The sequence below is a fragment of the Streptomyces bambusae genome (assembly GCF_019400985.1).
Classification (GTDB): domain Bacteria; phylum Actinomycetota; class Actinomycetes; order Streptomycetales; family Streptomycetaceae; genus Streptomyces; species Streptomyces bambusae_A.
Genome location: NZ_WTFF01000442.1, coordinates 1 through 4,792, shown reverse-complemented (window position 1 = coordinate 4,792; position 4,792 = coordinate 1). Strand labels below are relative to the sequence as shown.

The following is a 4,792-nucleotide window of genomic DNA, read 5'->3' as shown; positions in this document are numbered from 1 at the left end:
CCCGGGCGGCCGGCCCGGCCGCCTCGGCCGCACCCTCGCCGCTCTCCGCGCCCTCCCCACCGCCCTCCCCACCTGCACCAGGCACATCGCCCGCAGCGGCAGCCGCACCCGCGCCCGCCGGGCGCCGCCCCAGGTCCTCCAGGTCGAGCACCATCCCGTCCTCCACGGGCGGCCCGGCCTTGTAGCGCGGCCCGGTCGGCACCGGGGCGCTGACGACCACGTCGAGCGAGGGCTTCAGCTCGCCTCCCAGGGCGCTCCAGACATCGGTGAACGCCTTGTCCTCCGGCGGCGGCAGCCCGACGGTGACCGGTACCGGCAGGCCGGTGGCGGCCAGTTCGGGTCCCAGCAGGCCGGCGGGCAGTGCCTCGTGCTGCAGGAAGCAGCCCAACAGGGCGGACAGCAGGCGGTGTTCGTCCTCGGGGCGCTGGGTCCAGGCGCTGATCAGGTACGACAGCCGGAAGTACCGCGGCGGCAGCGTGCGCGCGGTGACCTGGCCCCGCTCGTCGTACACGTTGCGCCGGCCCCGCGAGCGGCGTCCGAGGTCCTCCCGGATGTCGTAGAGGTACAGGTTGACCGTCGGAGTGTTGCGCCGCGCCGCCCAGTCGCGGGTGGGGGCGTCGAAGACGACCTCGATGCCGGAGCCGATCTCGATGCCGGAGCCGATCTCGATGCCCGAGCCGCCCTCGCCCGGTGCCTCGGCGCCCGCTCCCTCGCCCAGCGCCTCGGTGCGCACCAGCTCCCGCAGAACCTCGTCCACCTCATGGATCACGGCCGATCACCTGCGCCACTGGAAGTCGGACGGCTGGAGCACCCCGGGCACGACCAGGTACGGGGCGGAGACCGGCGAGTAGAGCGGCGGGGCCCCGCCCGCGTGCGTGGCCGTCAACTCCCGTTCGCCCAGGGTGTCCTGGACCAGGATGAGGACGGGCGCCGAGAAGGTGCCGTCGGCGGCGGCCACGACCGGCGCGGAGGCGACCGTCACGCCCCGGCTCCAGCGCAGGTCCACCGGCGCCCCCGGCGGGAACTGGCTGCCGTGCGCCTGGGTGACCGAGCCGGGCGGCCCCAGCGGCGGGCTGAGCTCCAGCGTGGGCCTGCGTACGGTCACGGGCGCGGAGGCCGTGTTGTTGCGGGGGAAGGCGTCGGGGCCGGTGGTGGTGACGGAGCCGGTGACCGCGCCGGTCAGTGCGGGTCCGGCCGCCAACTCCAGTCGTACGGCGCTCACCTGGCCGCCTGTCAGGTCCGGCAGTGCGCAGCCGCCGGGCGTCTCACAGTCGGGCCGGGTGGCGGACACGACGGCCAGGCCGGGCGGGACGGTCACCCGGAGGGTCAGACCGGTCGCGGTCAGGGCTCCGGTGTTGCGGACGGTGATCTCGGCGGTGATCCGGCCGCCGGTGTAGGCGACGGGCGGGGTGGCGGTCACGGCGACCGCCGGGTCTGCGTACAGCACCGGGGGCGGCGGCGGCCGGTCGGTGACCACGAGCGTGGCGGAGGCGGTGTTGTTGGCGGGGTTGCCGTCCGGCCCGGTCGTGGCGACCGTGCCGGTGGCGGTCCCGGTGCGGGCGGTGGCCGAGCTGACCACCCGGGTGACGGTCACGGAGGCGCCGGGGGCCAGGTCGCCCAGGGCGCAGCCCTCGGCCGGGCAGGGAGGGTCGGCGGAGAGCACGGTCATGCCGGCGGGCAGGACGGGGATCAGGGTCACGCCCTTGGCGGGGGCGTCGCCGAGGTTGGTGACCTTGTAGGTGACGGTGGACGGCTCGCCGGTGCTCAGGACCGCCGGGGTGGCGGTCACGGTGACGGCGGGGTCGGGGCGGCGCGGGTCGACGAAGGTGAGGTCCACCGCGGCCCGGTCGTTGTCCGGGTTGCCGTCGGCCCCGCCGCGGGTGCTGGTGACCGCCCGGCCTTCGAGGGTGCCGGTGAGGCCCTCGGCCGCGGTGTACACCCAGGTGAGCTTCTTCTCCTCGCCGGGCTTGAGCGTGCCCAGCGGGCAGCCGTCGGCCGGGCAGGCGGTGCCGGTGACGAGGGTCAGCCCGGCGGGCACGGTCGTCCTCAGGACGCTGTTCTCGGCGGGCGCGGTGCCGCTGTTGCGGACGGTGAACTCCACCGTGGTCCGCTCGTCGATCCTCAGTTCGGCCGGGGTGGCGGTCGCGGTGGTGGCGAGGTCGGGGACGACGACGGTGATCCGGGTCGTGGCCCCGTTGTCGGCCGGCCGGTGGTCGGGCAGTGCGGTCTCGGCGTCGGCCCGGGCCTCGTGGGTGCCCAACGCCGCAGCCTTGACGGCGATTTCGACCCGCGTGCGGCCGCCCGCGGCGGCCAGCGCGCCCAGCTCGCAGACGAGTGCTGCGGTGCAGGTGCCCTGGCCCGGTACCGGCGGCCCGGTCGCCGTCAGCCCGGCGGGCAGGGTGAAGCGCACCCGGGTCCGGGGCGAGGGGGCGATGCCGTCGTTGCGTACGTCGAGCACGAGCTTGCCGGTGGCGTCGAGGAGCAGGCTCGGTTCGGGGGCGGTGAGTTCGAGGTGCAGGTCGGTGCTCGGCTCCCAGGTCGGACCGGTCTGACCGGCGCCGGTGGTGCCGGGGAAGAACTCGGTGTGGTCGTCCGGGCCGCCGTCGTTGTCGGGGTCGATGACCAGCAGTCGCCGGTCGCCGCTGGTGCGGGCGACGAGCCGTACGTCGACGGCGAGCCGGTGGCCGCCCGGTGCCCAGGCGGGGCTGTCCGGGTCGGCGTACGGCTGGCCGGCGGGCCGTTCGGGCACGGTGAGGGGGCAGCCGGTCCCGCGGGGCAGCAGGCGTCGGCAGCTGCGCCCGTCGGCGGCGGCCAGCAGCAGCATGCTCGGCTCGGAGGTGGCCAGCGACGCCGTGGCCGCCTCCGCGCCGACCGGGGCAGCCACGCCGGCAGTGGCCGTCGGCGCGGCTGCCGCCGGACCGGAGGCTGCCGAACCTGAGGCCGCCGGACCGGAGGCTGCCGCCGGGTCGGCGGCGTGGACGCTGATGTCGACGTAGTGGGCCTGCCGGACGAAGGCCAGGTCGGTGCCGCGCGGGTCGTACGCCGGCCGCTGGTCGATCACGGCGCACTGCGCGCCGCACTGGGCGCCCGTGACGTCGAACTGGCCTTGTCCGTCGGCCGCGTTCGCCGTCCAGATGTGCCGGTCGGCGTAGGGGGTGGGCGGTCCCTCCCGGGGTGGTGCGCTGCTGCCGTCGGAGGTCCCGCCGCCGCTGCCGGGCGGGGCCGGGACGGGGACCGGCACCGGCGTGCACTCGCTCCAGCGGGAGAAGGCCAGCCGGGTGCCGTCCGCGGACCAGGCCGGCTCCAGGTCGTCCGAGCGGCAGGTCATGCCGCCCTCGGCGCGCCGGGCGACGGTGGCGAGGAGCTTCCACTGCGCCGGGGCGCCGGAGACGTCGACGACGGCGATCTCGCTGCGCGGGTAGGGGTTGGCGGCGGTGGAGGCGGGACGCCGGGCGAAGGCCAGCCGGGTGCCGTCCGGGGACCAGGCGGGGCGGCTCTGGTTCTCGCCCTGGTTCATGCCCTGGTAGGTGAGCGAGCGGGCCTGGGCGAGCCCTTCCACCTCGCCGATCATGATCTCCGGGCCCTGGGAGGGTGCGGCGATCGCCGTCGGCGCCCGTACGGTACCCCGCCCGGGCAGGTCCGGGGCCTGTCGCAGGAATCCGCCGAGCAGCCGTACGAAGGCCATCCGGCGGGCGTCGGGCGCGTACGCGGGGTCGGCGAAGCCGTACTCGCGGCCCTGGGCGGCACGCAGTTGGACCCGGTCCAGGGGGAGTCCGGCCCGCTGCCGCTCGATGTTGGACTCCTCCCAGTCCGCCCCAGCGACCAGCGGCCCGGGCCGGGCGCCGGCCGGGGTGTACCAGGCGACGTTGTGCATCTCGAACGGGACGAACTGGTCGGGGTCGAACAGGGGGGTGCCGGGGCAGCCCCGGCAGGGGGCCGCGGGGTCGACGAGGTAGGGCTCGCCGACGAGGGCCAGCAGCCGGCCTGCGTCGGGCCGCCAGGCCAGGTCGAGCCGGCCGCCCTCGCCGGGGTCGGCGACGGCCAGCACGGTGGGCGGGGTCGCGCCGCCCGCGCCGGCCGGGACGGTGACGACCTCGTAGTTCCCGTTCCCGTCGCCCTCTCCGTCCCCCTCCCCTTCGCCGTCGCCGACCGGGGAGAGGTAGGCGATGCGGTCCTTGCCGCCGGGCTCCCACACGGGGTAGCGCGCCGTGTCACCGGGCGGCGAGACACGGACCGGGGTTCCGCCGGCCGCGGGGACGCGGAAGGCGTCGGGGCCGTGCGTGTAGAGGAGTTGGGTGCCGTCGGGCGACCAGTCGGGGGTGTCGGCGTCCTCCGCGACCGGGCGCAGGCCGGTGCCGTCGGTCCGCACGACCCAGACGCCGGGGCGGGCGTCGGTGCCGACGCGGCCGCGGCGGTCGTCGCACCGGTAGCGGGTGGCGGGCAGGCCGTCGCCGGGGTCGTTCGGCCAGGAGACGAACGCGACCCACTGCCGGTCGGGCGAGAGGACGGGGTCGGCGAGCCGCCAGCCGGACCGGGTGTGGAGCAGGGTCGCGGGTCCGTCCCCGGTCCGCCGGTAGATGCCCTCGCCCTGGCCGCTGCGGTCGCTGACCCACACCAGGTCGTCGCCGCGCGCGGCGGGCTGGCAGTCGTTGCCGGCGGTGCCGACGGGCAGCAGCGGGGACAGGCTCCCGCCGTCCGCGACCGTGTGGACGCTGTGGTGCGTGCCCTCCCCGGCGTAGGCGATCCGGCCGGGGTCGGGGGCGTCCGCCGGGGCGGCCGCCGCGGCCAGGGG

The 4,792-nt window shown here is 76.9% G+C and carries 1 protein-coding gene and 1 pseudogene; both read right to left on the bottom strand.

Annotated features, from left to right (window positions below):
- On the bottom strand, window positions 1-769 hold a 769-nt coding region (locus tag GPJ59_RS33580), incomplete at its 3' end, for a DUF4255 domain-containing protein (RefSeq protein ID WP_219671703.1).
- A gap of 6 nt (window positions 770-775) precedes the next feature.
- Window positions 776-4,792 (bottom strand): annotated as a pseudogene (locus GPJ59_RS33575) (DUF11 domain-containing protein); the annotation flags it as partial.